At 37.1% G+C, this 19,773-nt stretch carries 19 protein-coding genes; 12 read left to right on the top strand and 7 right to left on the bottom strand.

All coding sequences use genetic code 11. The features are described from left to right. Window position 1: 1 nt before the first annotated feature. On the top strand, window positions 2-3,103 hold the full coding sequence (locus Q2T41_RS18520) for a TonB-dependent receptor (RefSeq protein ID WP_304437290.1): 3,102 nt from the start codon (window positions 2-4) through the stop codon (window positions 3,101-3,103). A 209-nt stretch (window positions 3,104-3,312) separates the two neighbouring features. Here the strand turns inward: Q2T41_RS18520 and Q2T41_RS18515 are convergent, their stop codons facing one another. Continuing rightward, a complete protein-coding gene (locus tag Q2T41_RS18515) occupies window positions 3,313-3,666 on the bottom strand; it encodes a 4Fe-4S dicluster domain-containing protein (protein ID WP_089260499.1) in 354 nt (117 codons plus the stop codon). Between the two features lie 89 nt (window positions 3,667-3,755). On the opposite strand from Q2T41_RS18515, the gene Q2T41_RS18510 reads away from it, so the two are divergent. From Q2T41_RS18510 to Q2T41_RS18475, 8 genes are all read left to right on the top strand, one after another. Then, complete coding sequence (locus Q2T41_RS18510; protein WP_304437289.1) at window positions 3,756-4,817, top strand: acyl-CoA reductase; 1,062 nt, start codon at window positions 3,756-3,758, stop codon at window positions 4,815-4,817. Between the two features lie 73 nt (window positions 4,818-4,890). Next, window positions 4,891-5,955, top strand: coding sequence for a 3-phosphoserine/phosphohydroxythreonine transaminase (gene serC / locus Q2T41_RS18505; RefSeq protein WP_304437288.1), 1,065 nt, complete (start codon window positions 4,891-4,893; stop codon window positions 5,953-5,955). Window positions 5,956-6,023: 68 nt separating this feature from the next. After that, window positions 6,024-6,974: a D-2-hydroxyacid dehydrogenase gene (locus Q2T41_RS18500; RefSeq protein ID WP_304437287.1), complete on the top strand. Its 951-nt coding sequence runs from the start codon at window positions 6,024-6,026 to the stop codon at window positions 6,972-6,974. Between the two features lie 68 nt (window positions 6,975-7,042). After that, entirely contained in the window at window positions 7,043-7,675 is a 633-nt protein-coding gene (locus Q2T41_RS18495) for a DUF937 domain-containing protein (RefSeq protein ID WP_144800435.1), read from the top strand. A gap of 65 nt (window positions 7,676-7,740) precedes the next feature. After that, window positions 7,741-8,208, top strand: coding sequence for a DUF6146 family protein (locus tag Q2T41_RS18490; RefSeq protein WP_304437286.1), 468 nt, complete (start codon window positions 7,741-7,743; stop codon window positions 8,206-8,208). Window positions 8,209-8,238: 30 nt separating this feature from the next. Then, entirely contained in the window at window positions 8,239-8,556 is a 318-nt protein-coding gene (locus tag Q2T41_RS18485) for a DUF6787 family protein (RefSeq protein WP_304437285.1), read from the top strand. A gap of 131 nt (window positions 8,557-8,687) precedes the next feature. After that, the gene (locus tag Q2T41_RS18480) at window positions 8,688-8,939 is read left to right on the top strand and encodes a hypothetical protein (RefSeq protein ID WP_304437284.1); all 252 of its coding nucleotides are present in this window, start codon (window positions 8,688-8,690) and stop codon (window positions 8,937-8,939) included. Between the two features lie 70 nt (window positions 8,940-9,009). Then, a complete protein-coding gene (locus tag Q2T41_RS18475) occupies window positions 9,010-11,277 on the top strand; it encodes a TonB-dependent receptor (RefSeq protein WP_304437283.1) in 2,268 nt (755 codons plus the stop codon). A gap of 73 nt (window positions 11,278-11,350) precedes the next feature. Here Q2T41_RS18475 and Q2T41_RS18470 read toward each other — a convergent pair whose 3' ends face one another. The 4 genes from Q2T41_RS18470 to folE all read right to left on the bottom strand — a co-directional run bounded on the left by Q2T41_RS18470 (window position 11,351) and on the right by folE (window position 14,049). After that, a complete protein-coding gene (locus Q2T41_RS18470; RefSeq protein ID WP_304437282.1) occupies window positions 11,351-11,797 on the bottom strand; it encodes a monoheme cytochrome C in 447 nt (148 codons plus the stop codon). Then, window positions 11,797-13,017 carry a sulfite oxidase gene (locus tag Q2T41_RS18465; RefSeq protein WP_304437281.1) on the bottom strand — a complete coding sequence of 407 codons (1,221 nt, stop codon included), beginning with the start codon at window positions 13,015-13,017 and terminating at the stop codon, window positions 11,797-11,799. Before Q2T41_RS18465 ends, Q2T41_RS18470 begins: the two co-directional genes overlap by 1 nt. 54 nt (window positions 13,018-13,071) lie before the next feature. After that, on the bottom strand, window positions 13,072-13,371 hold the full coding sequence (locus tag Q2T41_RS18460; RefSeq protein ID WP_089260509.1) for a hypothetical protein: 300 nt from the start codon (window positions 13,369-13,371) through the stop codon (window positions 13,072-13,074). A 78-nt stretch (window positions 13,372-13,449) separates the two neighbouring features. Further along, window positions 13,450-14,049 (bottom strand): GTP cyclohydrolase I FolE, encoded by a 600-nt coding sequence (gene folE / locus Q2T41_RS18455; protein ID WP_089260510.1) that lies wholly within the window; start codon window positions 14,047-14,049, stop codon window positions 13,450-13,452. Window positions 14,050-14,266: 217 nt separating this feature from the next. Between folE and Q2T41_RS18450 the strand changes: the two genes are divergently transcribed. From Q2T41_RS18450 to Q2T41_RS18440, 3 genes are read left to right on the top strand one after another with little or no spacing between them, the layout of a single operon-like run. Then, window positions 14,267-14,947 carry an ABC transporter ATP-binding protein gene (locus tag Q2T41_RS18450; RefSeq protein WP_089260511.1) on the top strand — a complete coding sequence of 227 codons (681 nt, stop codon included), beginning with the start codon at window positions 14,267-14,269 and terminating at the stop codon, window positions 14,945-14,947. Window positions 14,948-14,956: 9 nt separating this feature from the next. Then, window positions 14,957-15,514, top strand: a complete 558-nt coding sequence (locus Q2T41_RS18445; RefSeq protein WP_304437280.1) for a CPBP family intramembrane glutamic endopeptidase — start codon at window positions 14,957-14,959, stop codon at window positions 15,512-15,514. Next, the gene (locus Q2T41_RS18440; RefSeq protein WP_304437279.1) at window positions 15,511-16,275 is read left to right on the top strand and encodes a TIGR02757 family protein; all 765 of its coding nucleotides are present in this window, start codon (window positions 15,511-15,513) and stop codon (window positions 16,273-16,275) included. The genes Q2T41_RS18445 and Q2T41_RS18440 overlap by 4 nt, the downstream gene beginning before the upstream one ends. Here the strand turns inward: Q2T41_RS18440 and Q2T41_RS18435 are convergent. Next, window positions 16,272-18,092, bottom strand: a complete 1,821-nt coding sequence (locus Q2T41_RS18435) for a cytochrome-c peroxidase (RefSeq protein ID WP_304437278.1) — start codon at window positions 18,090-18,092, stop codon at window positions 16,272-16,274. The two genes, Q2T41_RS18440 and Q2T41_RS18435, sit on opposite strands and share 4 nt — an antisense overlap. Before the next feature lie 68 nt (window positions 18,093-18,160). Continuing rightward, window positions 18,161-19,735, bottom strand: a complete 1,575-nt coding sequence (locus Q2T41_RS18430; protein ID WP_304437277.1) for a PhoX family protein — start codon at window positions 19,733-19,735, stop codon at window positions 18,161-18,163. Between the last annotated feature and the right edge of the window lie 38 nt (window positions 19,736-19,773).

Below are 19,773 nucleotides of genomic sequence, written 5' to 3'. Positions count from 1 at the left end.
TATGAGAACGAACAAATTAATGAAAACACTGCTTGCAGTACTGCTTATTTCAAGTAGTATTAATATGACAGCAGCTAATAAGCTCGACAAAGAGGTGACTCTAGACGAGTTTTTAAACGAAATCAGTGAAAAGTACGAAGTATTTTTTACCTATAATCCTACATTGGTAGCCAGTACCAGTTTAAACCCTGAGGAATATAAATTTCCAATATTGGACAAGATTATAAATAAATTGGAGCGTAAAACAAGTTTTGATTTTGAATATCTGGGCAATAAATATTATGTAGTTTATCATAAAAAAAATGAACGTGCCAAAGTATTGAAGGTTGATTCATATAAGAACGGCCTTTCCGCACTAACACTTAACGAAGAAGTGCAAAATACGATTACAGGTAAGGTAACAGATGCCTCAGGTATGCCACTTGCAGGAGTAAATATTGTAGAAAAAGGTACTACCAACGGAACAACATCAGATTTTGACGGTAATTATTCCATAAATATTACAGATGACACCAAATTGGTTTTTAGCTATATAGGATTTGCCACACAGGAAATAGCCACTGCGGGCAAGAGCACAATCAACGTGCAATTGACAGAAGGTATGCAATTGGATGAATTTATTGTTGTAGGATCAAGAACAGCACCAAGAAGTAACACGGATACTCCCTTACCTGTTGACGTTGTTGGTGTAAAAGAATTAAATTCTACCGGACAGGTCACTTTTGATAAAGCACTTCAATATAGAATACCTTCATTTAACACCGTGCAAACACCTGTTAACGATGCAACTTCATTATTAGACCCTTATGAAATTAGAAATATGGGTCCAAGTAGAACGTTGATATTGATTAATGGCAAACGTAAAAACTTAAGTGCGTTATTGTACACACAAACTTCACCAGGTCGTGGTGAGACAGGAGCGGACATTTCCGCAATACCTACAGATGCGATCAAAAGAGTTGAAATTCTTAGAGATGGTGCATCTGCCCAATATGGCTCTGATGCAATTGCAGGTGTAATGAACATTATTTTAAAAGATTCCCCAAATGAAGGGTCTGCAACTGTTAGAACAGGAATTACCTCTGAAGGAGATGGTGAAATGTTCGGTGTTGCGGTTAATAACGGTTCGTCCATTGCAGATGACAAAGGATTCGTAAACTATACGGTAGATTTCTCAAAGGTTAATTTGGCCAATAGGCCGGGTACGGTCAATGCTGCTGGTGAAGCGGCAGATTTTGGAGCTGATATTGCCGATGTACAGTCATTCCTTTCCAGAAGACCAGATGCCGGTAACATCAACGGGTCACCGGAAACAGCAGCAGCCAAATTTTCTGCAAACTTTGGATATGATTTAAGTGAGAATACTTCATTATACGCAAATGCAGCCTATGTATACAAGGCCGTAAATAGTTTTGCCAACTACAGAACACCTTATTGGAGAACGGTTGAGGATTTTCCTTATTTAGCTGATTTCTTTCCAGGAAACAATCCTAATACCCCAAATGGGTATGATGGTTACGTACCAACTTTTGAAGGTCTTTTGAGCGATTATAATGGTACTGTTGGTTTTAAATCAACCATAAACGATTGGAATATAGATGCAAGTTTTACCACTGGTGGCAACTTGCAGACATATAAGGTAAACCAATCCCATAACAGAAATGTGGTATATTCCCCATCTACTTGGGTAGATGCAAATGGTAACGGTTCTGTGGATGATGGTGAAATTACCGAAGGCTCTCAATTATACAGGGAAAATAGTCAACAATCCTTTGATCCGGGAGGAACCAAGTTTACGCACAATGTAGGTAACATTGATATTTCCAGGTTACTTTCTGACAAAGTGAGTATTGGTGTTGGTGCAGAGTTTAGAACAGAGACCTTTGAAGTTATTGAAGGTGAACTAGCCTCTTATGACGGTGGTGGTGCAGATTCATTTGCAGGAGCCTCTCCTCAAAACTCAGGTAAATTTAACCGATACAATATTGGTGGATACTTAAGTTTGGATTATGATGTGACTGATGCGTTTTTGTTAAGCGGTACCATAAGAACTGAAAATTATTCGGATTTTGGTAATGCATTCGTTTATAAGTTCAGTTCAAGATATAAGGTAAACGACGCATTTACCTTAAGGGGATCTATTTCTTCTGGTTTCAGGGCTCCTACCCTACACCAAATCTATACCCAGAAAGCGCAGTACAGTTTTGTACCTGGACAAGGTATTCAAGTAGGTGGGTTGATCAACAACGTATCTACACAGGCCAAACTTTTAGGCATACAACAATTGGATGCTGAAACATCCACAAACTTTACAGTAGGTTTTGGAGGCAAAATAGCGAACAAGTTCAGCTATACCTTGGATTATTACAATATAGCCGTTAAGGATAGAATTGTTTTAGGTTCTGAAATTGGTCCAAGTGGTGACGCTAACAATCCGTTGGATATCCTTTTGGCCGATAACAACTTAAGCGATGTTAGCTTCTTTTCCAATGCTATTGACACCAAAACTTCTGGTATAGATGTAGTATTGGCATATAAAGGAATTGATTTAGGAGCTGGAAGTCTTGACCTAAACCTTTCTGGAAACTATACCATACAGAATGAAAGAGACGGACCTGTAAAAGATGTTCCTTTGGTTGCCAATTCTGGACAATCTGTAGTTAACGAGACTCAAGAAGCTTTGTTCTTCACTTCTCGTCCAAAAACAAAATGGATTTTAGGTGCAAACTACGATATCAATAAATTCGGCATCTCTTTGAACAACACCTATTTTGGCAAGACTACCTTTCAACAACAAGGTATGGACAATAATATCTTTACCGAGTTTACACCAAAAATTGTTACTGATTTAGGAGTTAATTTCAGCGCTACGGATAAGTTGACATTGGCATTGAACATCAATAATATTTTGAATGTCCTACCAGAATGGAGCTTCAAATCCAAAAACGCAGCCGGAGACGCTATTTTGGCAGATCCTGCACAAGTACAGAATCAGTCTAACTTAATAACATTTAACCAACGGTATTCTCAAATGACATATGATGGATACCACTTTAGCCAATTAGGAACCATGTTCAACCTTTCGTTGAACTATAAGTTCTAGTTTGAGTTAGTTTATTTTGAAAAGGCCACCTGTGCATAGGTGGCCTTTTTTTTGTGTTATATTGATCAATCTGAAATCACATGTTTTTTATAAAAAAATATTACTAATAGTAGGTGTAGTTCGTATCGCTATAAATAGCACATATAAATTAATACGTACAAAAAAGGCTGCCCCTATAGGCAGCCTTTTCCAATATTGGTAAAAATATATTAATCTTCCGGGTGCATAAATTTTTGTTTGGCCAATAGCACCTCTTCAGATTCTACATGGTCATCGTCCGGAACGCAACAGTCAACCGGACACACAGCTGCACACTGTGGTTCTTCGTGAAAGCCCATACACTCGGTACATTTGTCCGGAGCAATGTAATATACTTCATCACTAATAGGTTCCTGTACTTCATTTGCATCAACCTGTTTTCCATTGGGTAATACAACTTCCCCTTCTAATGAGGTGCCGTCACTATACCTCCATTCATCCGCACCCTCATATATCGCAGTATTTGGACATTCTGGTTCACAAGCCCCACAATTAATACATTCATCGGTTATTATAATCGCCATAATTTCTTCTACATTAAAATGCCCAAAAAAGAACGGGCATGCTTATTTTTGCACAAAGGTAATTCCTAGTGGATTAGTATACAAATATAATGAGCGATCACAACCTTACTATCAAAGCTTTTGTTAAACTTGGTGATTTTTTAAGATCATTTTGTGAATATATTGAATCCGGAAATAGATTGGACACAACTGACGATGAATGGTTATCCATATTCAGGACCGAGGTTGAAATGGCCCATCATTATAACGGATGGTTTACCAAGGATAACTGTATTCATGCCTTTAGCACTTGGGGCAATACGCTTACACAACTAAATCTGGAGAACTGGTTAAGCACTTATGACCTTGAACGAAACCAAAAAAAGACGGTAGCCTTAATTATGGCAGGCAACATACCCTTGGTGGGGTTTCATGATCTATTGTCCGTTTTGGTAACAGGCAACAAGGCATTGGTGAAACTGTCTAGTAGCGACCAAAAACTGATTCCTTTACTTATACGATATTTAAGCTCCATAGAGCCCTATTTCAAGGACAAGGTTGTTTTTACCAAAGAACGCCTAACAAATTTTGATGCGGTTATAGCCACCGGAAGCAATAATACAGCACGGTACTTTGAGTACTATTTTAGCAAAAAACCCAATATAATAAGAAAGAACAGAAATTCTGTTGCCGTTTTAAGAGGAAAGGAATCGCACAAGGAACTGACCGCCCTAGGAGAAGATATTTTTAGGTATTTTGGACTAGGCTGCAGGAGTGTCTCAAAAATTTTCCTTCCTAAAAAATATGAGATAGATCAATTTTATAAGGCAATGTTCAATTACAACGAGATTATCAACCATAATAAGTACGCGAACAATTATGACTACAATAAGGCCGTGTACCTAATGAGCGAATTTAAGATATTGGACAACGGATTTCTTATCCTAAAAGAAGATGAAAGTTATGCATCCCCTATAGCCTCCTTATTTTATGAGTATTATGAAGATGCTGCTGAATTACAAAAAAGGCTGAGTGCAGACAGTGAAAAAATACAATGCATAGTATCCTCTAATTTTCTGGATGCTGAAGTGGCATTTGGTACAACGCAGACACCTTCCTTAACGGATTATGCAGATGGTTTGGACACTGTTGAGTTCCTGTTGGCAACCTAACGAATTAAATACATTTCAATATCGCTGATTATTGAAAAAATCCTGACCTTTGCTTCCCTAAATTACATCCAAAATGAAAAAGCACAATTTTAGCGCAGGTCCTTGTATTTTACCAAAAGAAGTTATCATAAAGGCATCGGAAGCCGTTATGGATTTCAATGGTTCCGGATTGTCTCTCATAGAAATATCTCACAGGAGCAAAGACTTTGTTGCTGTAATGGAAAATGCACGTTCCTTGGCATTGGAACTTTTAGACCTTAAGGATAAAGGATACAAAGCCTTATTTCTACAAGGTGGTGCCAGTTTGGAATTTTTAAGGGTAGCCAATAATTTAATGGAGACCAAGGCCGGGTATTTAAATACCGGTACTTGGAGCGACAAGGCCATTAAAGAAGCCAAACTATATGGTGAAGTTGTTGAAGTTGGCTCATCAAAAGATGAAAACTATAAGTATATACCAAAAGGCTATGCAGTTCCTAAAGGATTGGATTACCTACATATAACATCAAACAATACCATATACGGTACGCAGTTTAAAAAATTTCCGGTAACGGATGCCCCCTTGGTATGTGATATGAGTTCCGATATTTTTTCAAGACAATTGGATTTTTCAAAATTTGATTTGATATATGCCGGAGCCCAAAAGAACATGGGCCCAGCAGGTGCAACATTGGTAGTTGTGAAAGAGGAAATACTGGGCAAGGTCTCCAGAACAATACCTTCAATGCTAGACTACCAAGTACATATTTCCAAGGACAGTATGTTCAACACACCTTCTGTATTTGCAGTTTATACCTCCATGTTGACTTTGGAATGGCTTAAAAAACTTGGCGGTATAGCGGCCATTGAAGAGATTAATGAGAAAAAAGCACGCTTACTTTATTCGGAAATAGATTTAAATCCGGTATTTAAAGGATATGCAAATACAGAGGACCGTTCCATAATGAACGCTACTTTTAACCTGACCAATGAAAGTTTAAAATCCACTTTTGAATCGTTATTGAAAGAAGCGGGTATTAATGGGCTCAACGGCCATCGCTCCGTTGGTGGCTATAGGGCTAGTATGTACAATGCCCTGTCTTTAGAAAGTGTAGGTGTATTAGTGGACGTAATGAGTGAAATGGAGCGTAAGGGATAGTCCTCTAAAAGTTGTTGAAGATGTCGATAAAGGATGTATGGACTCTATAATTAAATGATTGAAAAGTAATGAAGATTTTAGCAAATGACGGTATATCCAAAAATGGGATAGAAGCTTTGGAAAAGGCCGGGATGGAAGTTTTGACCACAACGGTTGCCCAAGAACAACTGATCAACTTTATAAATGACAATAATATAGAAGCCTTGTTGGTCAGAAGTGCCACCAAGGTCAGAAAAGATGTTATTGATACGTGCACAAGCCTTAAATTAATTGGCCGTGGTGGAGTTGGTATGGATAATATTGATGTAGACTATGCAAGGGCAAAGGGTATACATGTAATCAATACTCCTGCTGCCTCTTCAGAATCTGTGGCAGAATTGGTTTTTGCACATTTATATGGTGGAGCTAGATTTTTATATGATGCCAATAGAAATATGCCCCTTGAAGGAGACACTAATTTTAAAGGTCTTAAAAAGTCTTATTCAAAAGGAACAGAATTACGCGGTAAGACGTTGGGCATCTTTGGTTTTGGCAATATTGGCCAAGCTACAGCACGTATAGCCTTAGGTGTGGGCATGAAAGTTGTCTATTGTGATCCAGAGGTAGAAAGTGCACAGATCAATCTATCTTTTTATGATGGCCAACAAGTAGCGTTTACCTTGCAGAATACACCTAAGCAAGAGCTTTTGAAGCAATCTGATTACATTTCTCTCCATGTACCGGATCAACAGGATTATATATTGGGTAAAACGGAGTTTTCCCAGATGAAACAAGGTGTTGGAATCATTAACGCCGCTCGTGGTGGCGTATTGGATGAGGTGGCACTGGTAGAAGCATTGGAGAACGGCACCGTGGCATTTGCCGGTTTGGACGTTTATGAATCAGAACCAAATCCAGAAATGCGATTATTGATGCATTCAAGTATTTCGTTGTCCCCACATATTGGCGCAGCGACGCTAGAAGCACAAGAGAGAATAGGCCTTGAACTGGCAGAACAAATAATTTCCATATTAAAATAAGTGCTCAATAGCGTTTTTTTCTAACTCTTTTTGTATTTTAAGCCACGAACATTAAATTAACTATAACAATGGCAGGATTATTAGATCTATTGAACAGCCCCATGGGCAAACAATTAATAAGTGGGGTTGCAGGGCAAACCAACCAACCCGAAAGTAAAACAGCAGATGTGCTTAGTATGGCAATGCCTTTAATATTAGGTGCAATGAAGAAAAATGTATCTTCTCCAGAAGGAGCACAAGGATTAATGAGTGCCCTTTCCGGCAAGCATAACGGAGGAATATTAGACAATTTAGGAGGCCTGTTTGATGGTGGCGTAGATGACAATGTTATACAGGATGGTGCCGGTATACTTGGCCATGTCTTTGGTAACAAACAACCACAGGTAGAAAATGCACTGAGCCAAAAATCTGGATTGGATGCCGGTTCTATTGCTCAAATATTAAAGATTGCTGCACCTATTGTAATGGGTTACCTAGGAAAGCAAACCGCACAAAGTAATGTTAGCGATTCCTCTGGAATGAACGCCTTGCTTGGAAGTATGCTTGGTGGTCAACCCCAAGAAAACCAAAGTTTGATAACTACCTTATTGGACGCAGACGGTGATGGTAGTATATTGGACGATGTTGCCGGTATGGTAATGGGCAGTAACAAAAAGCAAGGAGGCTTAGGTGGCCTTTTAGGCGGATTGTTCGGAAAATAAATTAACGGTTACCTATATAAAAAAGCCGCTTGCAATTGCATGCGGCTTTTTGTATTTTAAATCCTATGAAAAAGAAACAAATTTATAACCTAACATTTTCAATACTTTCCTGCATCTATGTATTTTTTATATCCAGTTGCGGTAGTAGCAAAGAAGCGGTATCTATTTCCAGTGCTGAGAAAACGGTATTTGAACAAGTTAAAGGTGATACAATAACGATTGCAAGCGATAAGACCGAATATGAAATCATTATAATAGAACCCGGTTTTAACACTTGGCTGAATTCTATTGCCAAACCAGAAGGTTATTATTCACAGGAATTTTTGGAAAATAGAAATTATTTGATGGTCGTGGAATGGAACCAGCGCGTATTACAACCTATGCGCTATAACCCCAATCTATACGAACTTCAAATAGATTACAATCGAAATATTGATTATGGATACGAGGTCAACTACAAATTATACAATTATTTTATTTATTTCCAAAGAAAGTACAATCAACGTTTAGGTCCTTTTTTACCACGTATTTAAGAAGTATCTTTACAGCCTTTAAACAATAAAATGCAAAGGTTAAAAGAACGTTGGGGCATTACCAACAATTTTCAATTGATTATCATATTCTTCGTATTTGCCATTACCGGCTCTTCATCTGTATACGTCGCTAAGCCTTTTCTGGATTTTATAGGACTGGATCAAGCAAATTTTTCTGAAACTTGGTGGGGAAACACATTATATATAATTTTGCGGATTCTTCTGATTTTTCCCTTTTATCAGGTGTTATTGGTAATTTATGGCTGGTTATTTGGACAATTTAAATTTTTCTGGGCTTTTGAAAAAAAGATGCTAAAAAGAATTGGACTAGGTTTTTTAGTTACATAATTTAATAGTTCTTTAACAGTTTTTTGCAACATGCATGGGTTAGATTTGCAAACATGAGTTTAACAAAACACAAAATTGTAAATTCTATAGTGGCCATCATCTTATTGGTCGGTTTACTAGGGCCTTATTTTGTGAAAATTTCGCATGCAATGCATGAACATGAAAATGTTCAATGTGTTATGAAAGGTGAATTACATATTCACGCCGTAGAGTTTAACTGTGATTTTGAACATTATCATTTATCTACATTTTTTAATCCAGAATTTGATTGCCCTAACTTTATTGCTCCTTCTACAATTACCAAGGTAATTGCTAATAACTATTACTTTTTAAGTAAATATCAACAACTACATTTTGTATTAAGAGGTCCCCCAACTTGTTAGAAAAATCCTAGCAACACGTTTAAATCTTAATATCTTAATACAATTTTATATGAAAAATATACATATAACAATGCTATTTGCATTGTTAGCACACTTTGCATTCGCGCAAAATAGTTTGAACGGAACTATTAAAGACAAAGAAAACCAAGAACCTCTAGAACAAGTATCCATATATTTTCCACAGTTGGAAAAAGGTACGGTTACAAATGCTGACGGTTATTATGAAATCAATAATTTACCTACCGGAAAGTTTAAAATAGTAGTCTCATATATAGGGTACCAAACCTATTCGCAAACTCTTGAAATTTTAAATAAATCTACGAAGCTTTCTTTAGAATTAAATACGAGTGCCATTGAAATGGAAGAAGTTATCGTATCTACACCATTTCATAAATTACAGCGAGAAAATGTAATGAAAGTTGAAAGAAGCAGCATAAGAGAGTTGCAAAATGCCGGAGCAATTAATTTAGCCGAAGGCCTAACGAACATTCCTGGTGTAGAAAGTGTATCTACGGGGGTTGGTATTGGCAAGCCAGTAATTAGAGGTTTAAGTTCAAATAGAGTATTGACCTATACCCAGGGTATACGTTTAGAAAATCAACAATTTGGTGATGAGCATGGGTTAGGAATTAGTGATGCAGGTATTGAAAGTATTGAAGTAATTAAAGGTCCCGCTTCTTTATTATATGGTTCGGATGCTTTGGGCGGTGTTCTTTATCTTAATCCTGAAAAATTCGCAAATACAAACGAAGTTGACGGAGATATAAACCTTAACTATTTCTCTAATACTCAAGGTATAAATGGTAATGCAGGTATAAAAGCATCTTCAGACAAACTTAAATTTTTAGCCCGCTTTGGCGGAAGCTCTCATGTCGATTACAAAACTGGAGGTGATGAACGTGTGACAAATTCTAGGTTTAATGAAAAAGATTTAAAAACAGGTTTAGCCTACCAATTGAGCCATTTTAAAACAGAGGTCCGCTATAATTACAACAATTCTGAACTTGGTATTCCAGAGGAAATAGGTGAACAATCTACAGACAGAAATGCCATAGAACCTTTTCAAAATATTACCAGCCATATACTGAGTTCAAAATCTAATATTTATTTTAATAATTCAAGTCTACAGGTCATTTTAGGCCTTACCAACAATAATAGACAAGAATTCGAAGACCACCACCACGAGGAGGAAGAAGGTGAAGAACACAAAGAAGGTGAAGATCATGACGAAGAAGAAGAACATCATGAAGGTGAAGAAGCTGCTTTAGACATGAAATTGCAAACCTTAAGCTATAATATTCAATATAATTTAGCGAAAATCGGAGCCGTTGAAACTATTGTAGGTGTTCAAGGTATGAACCAAACAAATAAAAACTATGGTGAAGAAGTTTTAATTCCTGACGCAAGTACGAATGACATTGGTGTATTAGCTACTTCTCATATACATTTCAAGAAAAGTGATATACAATTAGGTATTCGTTTTGACAGACGTATTATAGATGGAGAAGAAAACGGAATCATTGGAGATGAAGGATATATAGCAGCATTAGATAGAAGTTACAACAGTTTTAATTTAGCCGCAGGTTATAAAATTGATTTGAGCAAGAATATTATAAGTCGACTTAATGTGGCTTCTGGTTTTAGGGCTCCCAATCTGGCAGAATTAACTTCGAATGGTTCTCATGAAGGTACAAATAGATATGAAATTGGTAATGAAAATTTAGACAATGAACGTAATGTACAAACAGATTTATCTTTAGAATTTCAAAACGAACATTTTGAATTTTATATTAACGGATTTTATAATTCTATCTCCGACTATATTTATTTAGAGCCAAATGGAACTACTGTTGACGGTGATGCTGTTTTTCTATACCAACAACAGGATGCAAATTTATATGGCAGTGAAGCCGGGCTTCATTATCACCCACATCCATTAGATTGGTTACACATGGAAAGCAATTTTTCCATAGTAAATGGAGATTTGAAAAATGGTGGCAATTTACCTTTAATTCCTGCAAATAACTGGACAAATACTTTACGATTTGAATTGGCTAAGATCAATGAGAATCTATATAATGGTTATGGTTTTGTTACTTTAAAATCATATTTCGCCCAAACTAGAGTAAGTGAGTTTGAAACGCCAACAAGTGCTTACTCATTATTGAATCTAGGCTTTGGTGCTACTGTTGCCATTTCTAACCAACCCATTGAAATAAAATTGAGTGCAAATAACATTTTAGATAAAGAATATATTTCTCACTTATCAAGACTTAAATCCGATGGCATTGGAAATATTGGAAGAAACATTAATTTAGGTGTAAGTATCCCGCTTTAGACACATACCGTGAATAGATTTAAGAAAAAGCCCCTATTAGTTTATCCATTAGGGGCTTTTATATATTTGAGAATTATTCATCGAGGTTATACCAATCAATATTGGTGAGTGCAGGTCTTCTACCCTTTTTAAGAGGTGGATAATTTTTCACCAGATAGTCTACAATTACTTTTTGATTATCGCCCAATGGCCAAAGTCCCTGTGTTTTTTGCATCCAACGAATGGTTGCGTTCCATTGCTCCTCTCCCATTCTATTCTGAATAATAAGTTGTGAGGAATGACAGGTGGTGCAATTGGTGATTACGGCCTGCAAACCTGGTGCGTCAATAAGTCCTGTACGCAAATGTATTCCATTTTCAATACCTTCAGGACTACCTTCTTGCAACGCTACTTGAGTTTCCTTTGGACCATATAGCATGATTGCCAAAGCTCCCAAAACCACAAAACTTATCAATATTAAAATGATAATTTTAAAAACAGGCTTAAAAATAATTCTTTCGGTTTCTTTATGTTCTTGCATCATACAACTTTTACGGCAATTCTATGACAAGCATTGTTCAAATATCCCTTAGGGTTCCATCCAGGTAATACCATGGGTTGTTTAGTACCATTTTCATCCGTGGCCCTGGCCCAAATTTCATAATATCCCTTTTTAGGAAAGGATACACTTGCGTTAAAAGCTTGCCAGGCCAACCTATTGGAAGGTTTTTCTAAAGTTGTGGTATTCCAAGATGAACCAAAATCTATTGAATATTCCATTTTTGCAACCTGTAATTCCCCTGCCCAAGCATGACCGTTGATTTTCAAAATATTACCTTCTGTTAGCATTGCTCCAGACCTAGGATAAGTAATTAAGGATTTTACTGGCATGGACTCTATGATACACATTTGATCATCCGTAACCGTTTCACCCGGCGCCACGGTTTCGCAAGGCACCCTGTATGAGCTTCCACCCATTTTCTCTCCGTCATGAACTTTATTTCTTACACTTATACCGGTCAACCATTTTCCGGACGTTGAAGCTGGCCAGCCTCCACAAACCAATCGTATTGGAAAACCATGAACTTTTGGTATAGGCTCACCGTTCATTGCAAAAGCTATTAAAGTTTCATCTTGCATGGCTTTGGCTATGGGCACTCCCCTAGAAATAGGTTCTTTATTCGGGTTTTTACTTAAATGTTGGTCTGCCGCATGATAGCCTATATAAACGGCATCATCTTTTAGGCCAACATCTGTCAAAAGGTCTTTTAACCTTATTCCTGTCCAATTGGCACATGAAACGGCACCAATAGTCCATTGATTTCCTTTTGCCGGTGGATCAAACTCACTTCTGCCATTACCACCACATTCCAAAGTAAGTTGATAGGTATAATGTTTAAACTTAGTTTTTAGATCTTGAAGCGTATAGGTCTTGGATGCTTTAACAGATTCACCGTTAATTGTAAGCATCCATGTTTTTTCATCAATTGTTTCAGGAATGAGTCCGTTGTTACGAATAAACATATACTTATTAGGCGTAACCGGATCATTTAACAAATGTGCCTGGGCTTCCATATTCCAAGGTCTATCATTAAGAACAACCATGGCTTCGTCCTTTTTAAATAAGGTAAAAGGATTTACATCTTGATAGGCCAATGGCGTATAACCAGATGGCATTAACGCTCCGTAAACAATATCTATTCCGAGAACACTGGACAGACCTGCCAGACTCGATTTGGTGACAAAACTTCTTCTTTTCAAAACATTTCCGATTTGAGTTAAAGTTAAGCCATTTACAAATTTTTAGAAAGTTAATTAGACCTCAATAGTCTTGCCTTTTTCTTCACTCTTAAAGACATAAGTATATAACCACATTAACGTAAAGGAGGGAATAATGTCAAAACCTGGTATAATCTCCTCTACAAATGTAAATATACCCGCTGCCTGACCAACTTTACCTTTATACATTCTGGTCATTAGCCATCCTGACAAAGGCGCCCATACAATGTCGGAGAACTCACCTACAAATGGTATGGCAAAAGACAGCATACCAATACCATCGAACAACAGCCCCATAAGGAGTTGTTTATATTTTTTATTTTTTAAAATAGACATAATGAAAATTTAGTTAATCTTTATGTGGTATACAACAAAGATGCCAAATTTTCATAGGTTTTAATTCAAAAAAAAGGACTAGGAAAGTTTAGCGCTTATAAGTTTCAGAAATTCGTTCCGGGTTTCTATTTTCTCAAACTGCCCTCTAAATCCAGAAGTTGTAGTGACCGAATTTTGTTTCTGCACTCCCCTCATCATCATGCACATATGTGATGCTTCTATGACTACGGCAACCCCTTTTGGCTTTAAGGTAGTATTGATACATTCTAGAATGTCATGTGTTAAGCGCTCCTGTACCTGTAATCTTCTTGCAAAAACATCTACCACTCTAGGTATTTTACTGAGTCCTACTATATGGCCGTTGGGTATATAAGCAATATGGGCCTTTCCAAAAAAAGGTAGCATGTGGTGCTCGCATAAGGAATACAATTCAATATCCTTTATAATGACCATATCATCATAAGACTCCTTGAACATGGCCCCTTTGAGAATTTCAACGGCATCCTGTTTATATCCTTGAGTTAAAAAAAGCATAGCTTTTGCAGCACGCTCAGGAGTTTTTATAAGCCCTTCCCGCTCTACATTTTCACCAATTTCTTCAATAATGGAAGAATACCTGCTTCTTACTTCATCGGTTATTTCAAGATTATATTCTTCTAAATTTCTATAAGAGGACATATAGTATAAATTATGTTTAATAAAATTTTATTTTCGTTGAACAAAATTACGTAATCTTTTTTCAATTACCTTACTTATTATTCATAAAAGCAACAAAATTACTCATTTTGAAATTCATTGTACCTTTGAAAGCTTTTGTAAAAGTATAATTGCACATAGTATTTTTCGCAAGCGCTATTTTCATTAATTTTGAACACATATCTAAATAACCTCATCTATGATCAAAGCTTCTAACATTCATAAATATTACGGAACATTAGAGGTTTTAAAAGGTGTAGACCTGCATATAAAAAAAGGAGAAATTGTATCTATTGTAGGTGCTTCCGGTGCAGGAAAAACCACCTTGTTGCAAATCTTGGGAACATTAGATGTACAATCCAATAGAAATGACAGCAATTTATTGATCAATAATATTGAAACCACCAATTTAAACGACAAAGAGCTGGCAAAATTCAGAAACGAACATATTGGTTTTATTTTTCAGTTCCACCAGCTGTTACCAGAATTCACGGCATTGGAAAATGTGTGCTTACCCGCTTTCATTAAAAAAACACCAAAAGCTGAAGCTGAGAAAAGGGCGAAGGAACTATTGGCTTTCCTAGGTCTTTCTCATAGAATTGATCATAAACCGGCAGAATTGTCGGGAGGAGAACAACAACGTGTAGCAGTTGCCCGGGCACTGATCAACAATCCATCAATAATCTTTGCGGATGAGCCAAGCGGAAATTTAGATTCTGAAAGTGCGGACAATCTACACAAGTTATTTTTTGAGCTTCGTGAAAAGTTTGGACAGACTTTCGTAATCGTTACCCATAATGAAGAATTAGCTGAAATGGCCGACCGTAAACTTACCATGGTCGATGGCAAAATTGTGGATAAAGAAATTATCATAGCATAATTAAATAACATGCTAGAAGAACTTTATGCATTTGCAAAGCGACCTGAATATCAAATAGATGCAAACAGATCATCTATTTATAGATGGGTGAGATTAGTTCAACTTTTATTAATCTCATTGGCATTAAGTGTATTACTCTTGACCATTGCGGGAGTTGTACAGCAAATTTTTGATTTGGACATGGGCAAACATGCCGTTGAGGATTTATTTGCCCAATATTCACCCATGACCATATTTTTTTTGGCAGTAATCGTAGCGCCCATACTAGAAGAGTTAGTTTTTAGAGCGCCATTGGTTTATTTTAAAAACAAGACTTCTTTCCCAAAAATCTTTTATGCATTTACAATATTGTTCGGTTTGGTTCACATCAGTAATTTTGAATGGTCTACACAAGTAATTTTATTTGCGCCCCTATTGGTAGCACCACAAATCTGTGCAGGATTCATATTAGGATTTATAAGAATCAAGTTTGGTCTATTATGGTCCATAATACTGCATGGGCTTTACAACCTTATTTTGTTAGCCCCTGTTTTGATTGTAACCATACTAAAAATTGACATTAAATGAACAAGGCGGACTTAAAGGTATTTATGGATGAAAAAGTCATTGCTTACAACAATAAACTGTTTTTGGATACAGACCCTATCCAAATTCCACATATGTTCACCATAAAGGAAGATATTGAAATCAGTGCTTTCTTAACAGCTACAATTGCCTGGGGAAACAGAAAAAGTATCATTAACAATTCACATAAGTTAATGGAGTTAATGGGCCAAAGTCCTTATGATTTCATAAGTAATTACAGTGAAAATGATTTGGACCAATTAGCCAATTTTGTACATAGAACTTTTAATGGAATTGACTTAAGCTATTTCATAAAAAGTTTAAGGCATATCTATAAAGTACATAATGGGCTTGAAGGAATCTTTACCAAATACCAGACATCAAATTCATTACAACCTACGATATCTAAATTCAAAGAGCTTTTTTTTGAACTGCCCCATGAAACCAGAACAACCAAACATGTATCTGACCCATTAAAAGGTTCTGCGGCAAAACGCATTAATATGTTTCTAAGATGGATGGTCAGGGATGCAAGTACTGAAGTTGATTTTGGTTTATGGGAAAATATACCTTCCTCAATATTATCATGTCCCTTGGATGTACACTCCGGTAACGTAGCACGTAAACTAGGTCTGCTAAAACGTAAACAAAATGATGCCAAGGCTTTAGTAGAACTAGATGCCAATTTAAGGAAGCTAGATCCAGTTGATCCCGTAAAATATGACTTTGCCTTATTTGGACTCGGCGTTTTTGAAAAATTTTAATAATTGGTGATTTTGGGAACGTCTGTCAAAGTATTCATAAATGCTACCAATGCATTTTCCTCATTACTAGTCAGCTCCAGATGATCAAAAGGTAGTGTTTGGTGCGGTAGATCAAAGCCCAAACCTATACCTCCACCAAGATTGTAAAAATTAACGACTTCCTCTAGGGTATTATAAACACCATTATGCATATAAGGAGCAGTAACACCTACATTACGTACCGTTGGGGTTTTGAACATTCCTTTTTGTAGGTCTATTTTGGATATTGCATAAAACCCTACATCTTCATCCAGTTGTTTGTTATTGGCATTGGCAGGAACACCAATAATCTCTTTCTCATGTTCCGCAAAAAATGGTGGTACAGTACCATTGGTCAAAGGTATGAAGTGGCAAGTAGCACAAAGGGCTTTTCCCGTAAACAGATTAAATCCTAATTTTTCCTCCTCTGTATATGAATTTACTTCTGCCCTAATATTTTTATCAAACTTTGAGTCAAATCCGTTAAGGGTGGCTATATAGGAAGATATCGCTTTAACCATATCAATATTTTTTATGGATATATCTCCGTTGGCCTCTTTAAACAAGAGCCGATAACTATCGTTGATCATGATCTCGTTGGAAAATTGATGAACCGAAGATGCAAATTCTTTCTCATTAGTAAACACAGCGGATACTTGAGCTATTAAATCTGGTGAACGCCCGTCCCAGAATTGACTTTGCTGAAATGTAGCATTGATCAACGTTGGTGTATTACGGTCTAAATCTTTTCCTTCATTATCCTTATTCAATACCACGTTATCCGCCCAACCCTTATTTGGATTGTGACAGGTGACACAGGCCATATCCTTATTCTTGGATAGATTTTTATCGAAAAATAATTGTTTTCCTAAGTCTATTTGCTGTTGGGTCGGATTTTTATTGGTGTTCGATATAAAAAAGTTTGGGTTAAATGAATTGGATTCAAAAAAAGTGGGAGCATCAAAATTAAATGGAAAGTTATCTACAGGCTCCCAACTACTAGATGCTTTTCTAATGGCCAGCCAATTTCTAGTTATAGGATTAAAATAATCCCTAATGAACACATACCGGTCAAAAGTCTCAAAATTGGGATTGTCCCCAATAAAATTGATTGCCAAAGCAACGGTTTTCTCAAAATCCTCATTAAGTTCTGGTGACCGCTCTTTTACAATATGTGCCAACGACATACTATATACATTAAATAAACTGTTGAGCGATGTTTTGGTTTCTTCAATTCCTAGTTGACTTACAGGGGTGTCAAAACCCGTTATACCCAAGCTCACAATTCTCATAAGCTGTTGATGGATACTTATAAAAAAACGTTGGGAGGTAAGAGTACGTTTTGGGATATAATTGCGTAAAACTACCATAAGCCCCTTGGTCAACTCCAACTCGCGCTCATAAGTTTTCTCATCATCTATTCCTGAATAAATACTCTCCTCGATCTTTTGCAGTCCAATGGGTGCAAGTACTTTTTGGGTATCTTCGGTCAGAACCGGTAAAGCCGGTCCGTTTACCCTATGACCAACTTCCGGTTTAAGATAGGACGCATATGGCTCCGCTTTTTTGAAAGAGGTACGGACCTCTTTAAAATATTGCTTTGCCAAAGGATCATCTACCTTGACCATCATCAATGAATCCATATAGTTAACGGCCAAAACCATGTTTGAATAATAATAGTCATGAGCTTTAGTAAAATCCGGCACCTTATCTAAGGTTTCCGTAGTGGTGATTGATACATCCTTACATGAAACCAACACAACCCCAAACACCAATAGATAACAAAGATTCTTGAACATAAACGTATTTAAATTAGAAAGGACCTCCCAAAAAATTGGGTAGGCCCTTTCAGTTGATTAAAGAAAAATTATCTAGGTAACCCCTTAAGGATAACGATTTGTCCACCTTGATTATCTTCATAATCCGTGTTTACATGTCCATCACGCCCCTTAAATGAATCATCTTGCCAGTAATGTGGCTGTAAGTTTAAAATGAATGTATCCGGAACCCCTATTTTGTCGGAAATATCTATAAGCGCACCATATTCGCCACCATCGCCATCACCAACATTTAGCGATCCATCAGCGGTAAGATCGGACCTAAGCACTAATTCAAGAACCGGACGTATACTGTTACCATTTAAATCTGATTGATATATATATGCAGCATGGCCCCTGTCAAAAGAATTAGGGTCTTCCTGAAAGTATACAAAGTTTTCCGTAACACAGATATTATCCGGGCTTTGCAACATGCTTAGGTTCCCGTCCGCGTTGTTACTATCGGTATTTCCACTAACGATCTGCGTTAATTTTCCGGTCAATGGCGATTCTTCATCCAGCTCCAGTTTGTATACCGTTCCCCAGTCATTATACGTGCCAGCACCAGGTCCCCTGCCGGTTACAGCAAAAAATACGTTTCTTCCCTTTTCATCTGTTCCTTTTTGATGATCAACATCCTCTACCCTCATAAATGCAGATGCATATACCGCTACGGAAGCGTCTTCCATTTCGTTCTTGGTCATATCCGCACCATCCACAATTTCAACAAACTCTACATCATAGGTGGTTTGAAAGTCCAAGTTAGATTCGTTATATATGGTTTCAGGAGTAGCATCGATAACACCCCCCGACCCATCGGACACTTGCTTAAAACGAAGTACATAGATTTTTCCTCCGGTAAGATCTGCATCACCATCCTCCGAGTAATATAATGAAACTTGGCCTTCAGAGCCACTGGAATCATCGTCCCCGCCTAAAATAACCGTTTTACCAGGATAGGCATTCTTTGGTAAAGGCACTGCATTCTCCCATGAAAATTCACCAAGAGCATCCAAACCAAAATCTGCGGTCGGTGTAGGTGTTGCTACATAGGGATCAATTCCCTTTACATCGTAATTAATACTTTCAGAAGCAGAAAGAAATATATCTGACCCACCGCCATGTATATCTGCTTCCCACATGGTAGCGGAGCATTGTCTAGCAAAATCGGCCACACCAGAATTCAATAACCAATCCCCACTAATAGGATTAAGGTTGGCGTCTAATTTAATCCTGCTCACTGCATAGGCATCTTCAGAATTTACCACATAGATATAACCATCACTTTCAGGGTCTTTTAAAAAACCTGCACCGTCCTGTGCCCCTACCAATTTAAAATCATTGCTTAAAGTATCAGAGGAGCTTATTAATGAATATGCCTCCACATAATTGAACTGGGGCATCATGGCTACTAAAGGAGCTAAGTTGGACTTGTTTTCGAACATGGTTGCCGGTGGTGTAAAATCCTCACCATCTTTTCCATCTTGGCCATCTACCCCGTCTACGCCGTCAACACCATCTTTTCCATTTATTCCATCAATTCCATCCTCAGGGTCGCAACTCATTACGACCATAACAATACATGATAGCAAGGTTTTTATTACTACGTTTTTTGTGATTTTCATTATCAATTTAGTTTTAGGTTATCTACTCCACAAAACTA

This window comes from Maribacter confluentis (genome assembly GCF_030505015.1).
GTDB classification, from domain to species: domain Bacteria; phylum Bacteroidota; class Bacteroidia; order Flavobacteriales; family Flavobacteriaceae; genus Maribacter; species Maribacter sedimenticola.
Note: the sequence above shows the minus strand (reverse complement) of the source record. Positions and strands in the feature narration are given on the sequence as shown.